The sequence below is a fragment of the Kitasatospora sp. NPDC057512 genome (genome assembly GCF_042802135.1).
In the GTDB taxonomy this organism is placed as follows: domain Bacteria; phylum Actinomycetota; class Actinomycetes; order Streptomycetales; family Streptomycetaceae; genus Kitasatospora.
Window position 1 is genome coordinate 1 of the sequence record NZ_JBHVET010000599.1, and the last position, 5,560, is coordinate 5,560.

The 5,560-nt window shown below is 76.4% G+C and carries 1 protein-coding gene; it reads left to right on the plus strand.

Annotation, left to right across the window (positions count from 1 at the left end; genetic code table 11):
• Positions 1–89 precede the first annotated feature (89 nt).
• Entirely contained in the window at positions 90–5,513 is a 5,424-nt protein-coding gene (locus ACFU6K_RS30000) for a type I polyketide synthase (protein ID WP_380668273.1), read from the plus strand.
• Positions 5,514–5,560: the final 47 nt, after the last annotated feature.

The window sequence follows — 5,560 nt, forward strand, 5'->3', positions numbered from 1 at the left end:
CCCCCGGACACCCCCGGACGCGGCCGCGCCCCGCCCCGGAGCCGGACGACCCCGGCAGCCACCACTCCGCCGCAGGAAAGTGATCTGAGATGGCCAACGAAGACCAGCTTCGCGAGTACCTCAAGCGGGCGGTGGCCGATACCCGTAAGGCCCACCGGCGGCTCAAGGAGCTGGAGGACGAGCGCCACGAGCCGATCGCGATCATCGGCATGGCCTGCCGCTTCCCCGGCGGCGTGCGCAGCCCCGAGGGGCTGTGGCGGCTCCTGGTCGACGAGGCCGACGCGATCTCCGAGTTCCCGACCGACCGCGGCTGGGACCTCGACTCGGTGTACGACCCCGACCCGGGCGCCGCCGGCACCAGCTACACCCGCCACGGCGGCTTCCTGGACGGCGCGGCCGGCTTCGACGCGGGCTTCTTCGGCATCAGCCCGAACGAGGCGCTGGCGATGGACCCGCAGCAGCGGCTGCTGCTGGAGACCTCCTGGGAGGCCGTGGAACGCGCGGGCATCGACCCGCAGTCGCTGGCCGGCGGCCGGACCGGCGTCTTCGTCGGCACCACCTCGCAGCTGTACGGCACCGGTTCGGACGTCCCGGAGGGCGTGGACCTCTACCTGGGCACCGGCACCACCTCCAGCGTCACCTCCGGCCGGATCAGCTACCACTTCGGCCTGGAGGGCCCGGCGGTCTCGGTCGACACCGCCTGCTCCTCCTCGCTGGTCGCGCTGCACTGGGCCGCCCGCTCGCTGCGCCAGGGCGAGTGCACCACCGCACTGGCCGGCGGCGTGACGGTGATGTCCAACCCCGGCATGTTCGTGCTGTTCAGCCAGCAGAAGGGGCTGGCCCCGGACGGCCGCTGCAAGGCCTTCGCGGGCGCCGCCGACGGCACCGCGTGGAGCGAGGGCGTCGGCATGCTGATGCTGGAGCGGCTCTCCGACGCGCAGCGCAACGGGCACCGGGTGCTCGGCGTGATCCGCGGCAGCGCCGTCAACCAGGACGGCGCCAGCAACGGCCTGACCGCCCCCAACGGCCCCTCCCAGCAGCGGGTGATCCGGCACGCGCTGGCCGACGCCCGGCTGGCGGCGGCCGAGGTCGACGTGGTGGAGGCGCACGGCACCGGCACCACCCTCGGCGACCCGATCGAGGCCCAGGCGCTGCTCGCCACCTACGGCCAGGACCGTGAACTCCCGCTGCTGCTCGGCTCGGTGAAGTCCAACATCGGCCACACCCAGTGCGCCGCGGGCGTCGCCGGGGTGATCAAGACGGTGCTGGCCATGCAGCACGGCGTGCTGCCCCGCACCCTGCACGTGGACCAGCCGACCCCGCACGTGGACTGGACGGCCGGATCGGTCGACCTGCTCACCGAGGCCCGGGAGTGGCCGGAGACCGGCCGCCCGCGCCGGGCCGGCGTCTCCTCCTTCGGCGTCAGCGGCACCAACGCCCACGTCGTGCTGGAGCAGGCCCCGCCGGTCGAGGTCCCGTCGGACGAGGCCCCGTCGGACGAGGCCCCGTCGGACGAGGCCGCCGAGCCGTCGGCCGCGCCGACCGGCCCGGTTCCGCTGGCGTTCTCCGCCAAGAGCCCGGCCGCGCTGCGGGACCAGGGCGCGCGGCTGCGCGAGCTGCTCGCCGCCGACCCGGCGCTCGTCCCCGCCGACCTCGCCTCCTCGCTGGCCTCGTCCCGCTCCGACTTCGCCCACCGCGCGGTGGTGGTCGGCGCCACCACCGCCGAACTCCACGACGCCCTCGGCGACTTCGCCTCCGGCACGGCGGACGTGACCGGGCGCACGGTCTTCGTCTTCCCCGGCCAGGGCTCGCAGTGGGTCGGGATGGCCGTCGAACTCCTCGACAGCGAGCCGGTGTTCGCCGCTCGGATCACCGAATGCGCCGACGCCCTCGCCGAGTTCACCGACTGGAACCTCATCGACGTCCTCCGTGGCGCCGAGGGCGCCCCCGGCTACGACCGCGTCGACGTCGTCCAGCCCGCCCTGTGGGCCGTCATGGTCTCCCTCGCCGCTCTCTGGCAGGCCCACGGCATCGAGCCCGACGCCGTCATCGGCCACTCCCAGGGCGAGATCGCCGCCGCCACCGTCGCCGGCGCCCTCACCCTCCAGGACGGCGCCCGCACCGTCGCCCTCCGCTCCCAGGCCATCACCGCCATCGCCGGAGCTGGCGGCATGGTCTCCATCGCCCTCCCGGCCGCGCGCATCGACCTCGCCCCCTGGCAGGACCGGATCTCCGTCGCCGCCGTCAACGGCCCCACCTCCACCGTCGTCGCCGGAGACGCCGACGCCCTGGACGACCTCGTCGAACGCTTCACCGCCGACGGCATCCGCGCCCGCCGCATCCCCGTCGACTACGCCTCCCACTCCGCCCACGTCGAGCGCATCCAGGACGAACTGCTCACCGCCCTGGCCGACCTGCGCCCCCGGCCCCCGCGGATCCCGTTCTGGTCCACCCTGGACAGCCGCTGGACCGACACCGCCGCCTTCGACGCCGCGTACTGGTACCGCAACCTGCGCCACCCGGTGCAGCTGGAGGAGGCCGTCCGCGCCCTGCTCGCCGAAGGCTTCAGCACCTACATCGAGGCCAGCCCCCACCCCGTCCTCACCCCCGGACTCCAGGAGACCCTGGACGAGGCGACCGCGCCCACCGTCACCTGCGGCACCCTCCGCCGCGACCAGGGCGGGCTCGCCCGCTTCCTGACCTCCGCCGCCGAACTCTGGGTGCGCGGCGTGGCGGTGGACCTCTCCGGCCGGTCGGCCGGCGCCCGCCCGGTCGACCTGCCCACCTACCCCTTCCAGCACGAGCGCTACTGGCTGGAGCCCTCCTCCGGCACCGGGGACGTGACCGCGGCCGGTCTCGGCGCCACCGACCATCCGCTGCTCGGCGCGGCCCTGCCGCTGGCCGAGGGCGACGGGGTGGTGCTCACCGGCCTGCTGTCGCTGCGCAGCCACCCGTGGCTGGCCGACCACGCCGTCTCCGGCACCGTCCTGCTGCCCGGTACGGCCTTCGTGGAGCTCGCCGTCCGCGCCGGTGACGAGGTCGGCTGCGGCCTGGTCGAGGACCTGGCCATCGAGGTCCCGCTGATCCTGCCGGAGCGCGGCGCCGTCGTCCTGCAGGCCGTGGTCGGCGCGGCCGACGAGTCCGGCCTGCGGCCGGTGGCCGTCTACGGCCGGGCCCAGGACGCCCCGCACGGCGAGCCGTGGACCCGGCACGCGGGCGGCCTGCTCGCCGCCGACGACGCCCGACCCCCCGCGGAGAGCGGGCCCTGGCCGCCGGCCGGCGCCACCGCCGTCGACCTGGACGGCTTCTACGACCGGCTGGAGCAGGCCGGCTACGGCTACGGCCCGGTGTTCCGGGGCCTGACCCGGGCCTGGCGGCTCGGCGAGCAGGTGCACACCGAGGTCCGGCTACCGCGGCAGGCGCACGCCGACGCGGACCGCTTCGGCCTGCACCCCGCGCTGATGGACGCCGCCCTGCACGGCATGGGGCTGGCCCGCCGGGAGGGCGCGGCCGAGGGCAACGGCCTGCCGTTCGCCTGGAGCGGCGTCCGCCTGCACGGCACCGGCGCCACGGCGCTGCGGGTGACGGTCTCCCCCACCGGGCCGGACTCGGTGTCGCTGGCCCTGTTCGACGAGACCGGCGCCCCGGTCGCCTCGGTGGCCTCGCTGACCGTCCGGACGATCTCCGCCGGTCAGCTGCGGGCCGCCCGGCGCGGGCAGCGGGACGCGCTCTTCCGGGTCGAGTGGACCCGGGTCGCGCCGGGCGACGGCGGCCGGGCGGAGCGCTGGGCGGTGCTCGGCGACACCCGGGGCGTCCCCGGGCTCCGGCTGGACGGTCTGGACGGACTCGACCGCCTGGACTCGCTGGCGGGGGCCGCCGGCGGGCCGGACGTCCTGCTCCTGCCCGCGCCGCCGGCCGCCGGCGATTCCCCGGCGGACGCCCACCGGGTGACCGCTGAAGTCCTCGGCCTGCTCCAGGAGTTCCTCGCCGACGAGCGGTTCGCCGGGACGCGGCTGGCCGTGCTGACCGGGGGCGCGGTCGCCGCCGCCCCCGGCGACCCGGTGCCCGGTCTGGTCCACGCCCCGCTCTGGGGTCTGCTCCGCTCCGCGCAGGCGGAGCACCCCGACCGGTTCGTCCTGGTCGACCTCGACGGCACCGCCGACGCGGCCGCCGCCCTGCCCGCCGCGCTGTCCTGCGGCGAGCCGCACCTGGCGCTCCGCGACGGCGAGTTGCTCGCCCCCCGGCTGGTCCGGGCCGCCCCGACCGCCGACGTCCGTCCGATCGACCCGGCCGGGACGGTCCTGATCACCGGTGGCACCGGCACCCTCGGCGCCCTGCTCGCCCGCCACCTCGTCACCGCACACGGCGCCCGCCACCTGCTGCTCACCAGCCGCAGCGGCCCCGACGCCCCCGGCGCGGACGACCTCACCACCGAACTCACCGCCCTCGGCGCCACCGTCACCGTCACCGCCTGCGACACCGCCGACCGCGACCAACTCACCGCACTGCTCGCCGACATCCCCACCGACCACCCCCTCACCGCCGTCCTCCACACCGCCGGCGTCCTCGACGACGCCGTGATCGAGACCCTGACGCCCGAGGCGCTCGCCCGGGTGCTGCGGCCCAAGCTCGACGCCGCCGCGCACCTGGACGAGCTGACCGCGGAGTCGGACCTGGCGGCCTTCGTCCTGTTCTCCTCCGCCGCCGCCACCTTCAGCAGCCCCGGCCAGGGCAACTACGCCGCCGCCAACGCCTACCTGGACTCGCTCGCGGCCCGCCGCCGGGCGGCCGGGCGGCCCGCGCAGTCGCTGGCCTGGGGCCTGTGGGCGCAGCCCAGCGGCATGACCGGCCACCTGGGCGAGGCCGAGCTGGAGCGGATGAGCCGGGGCGGCACGGTGCCGCTGTCCGAGCGGGACGGGCTCGCCCTGTTCGACGAGGCGCTGGCCGTCCCCGCCCCGCTGGTGGTGCCGGCCGCGCTCGACCTCGCGGTGCTGCGCGGACGGACCCCGGTGCCGCACCTGCTGCGCGCGCTGGTCCGGCCGGCCGCGCGGCGTGCCGCCCGGTCCCGTACCGGGGAGGACGGCGGCCGGCTGGCCGAACGGCTGGCCGCGCTCTCCGAGGCCGACCGCCGCCGGGCGGCGCTCGACCTGGTCCGGGCCCAGATCGCCGGGGTGCTCGGGCACTCCTCGGCCGAGCAGGTCGATCCCGAACTCCCGTTCAGCAAGCTCGGGTTCGACTCGGTGACGGCCGTGGAGCTGCGCAACCGGCTCTACCAGGCCTCCGGTCTGCGACTGCCCGCGACGGCGGTCTTCGACTACCCGACGGCCGGCGCGCTGGCCGAGCGGATGCGGGCGCTGCTGCTGCCCGAGCCGGAGGCCGACAACGGCGGCGACGGCGGCACCGCCGAGGAGCAGGCCGCCGAGGAGGCCCGGGCGGCCGAGATCGACGGCATGGACATCACGGACCTGGTCGAACTGGCGCTGGGCACCTCGGTGGACCCCGCAGGCGTCTGAGGAAGAGGACAGCATGACTACCCCGCCGGAGCGGATCGTCGAGGCCC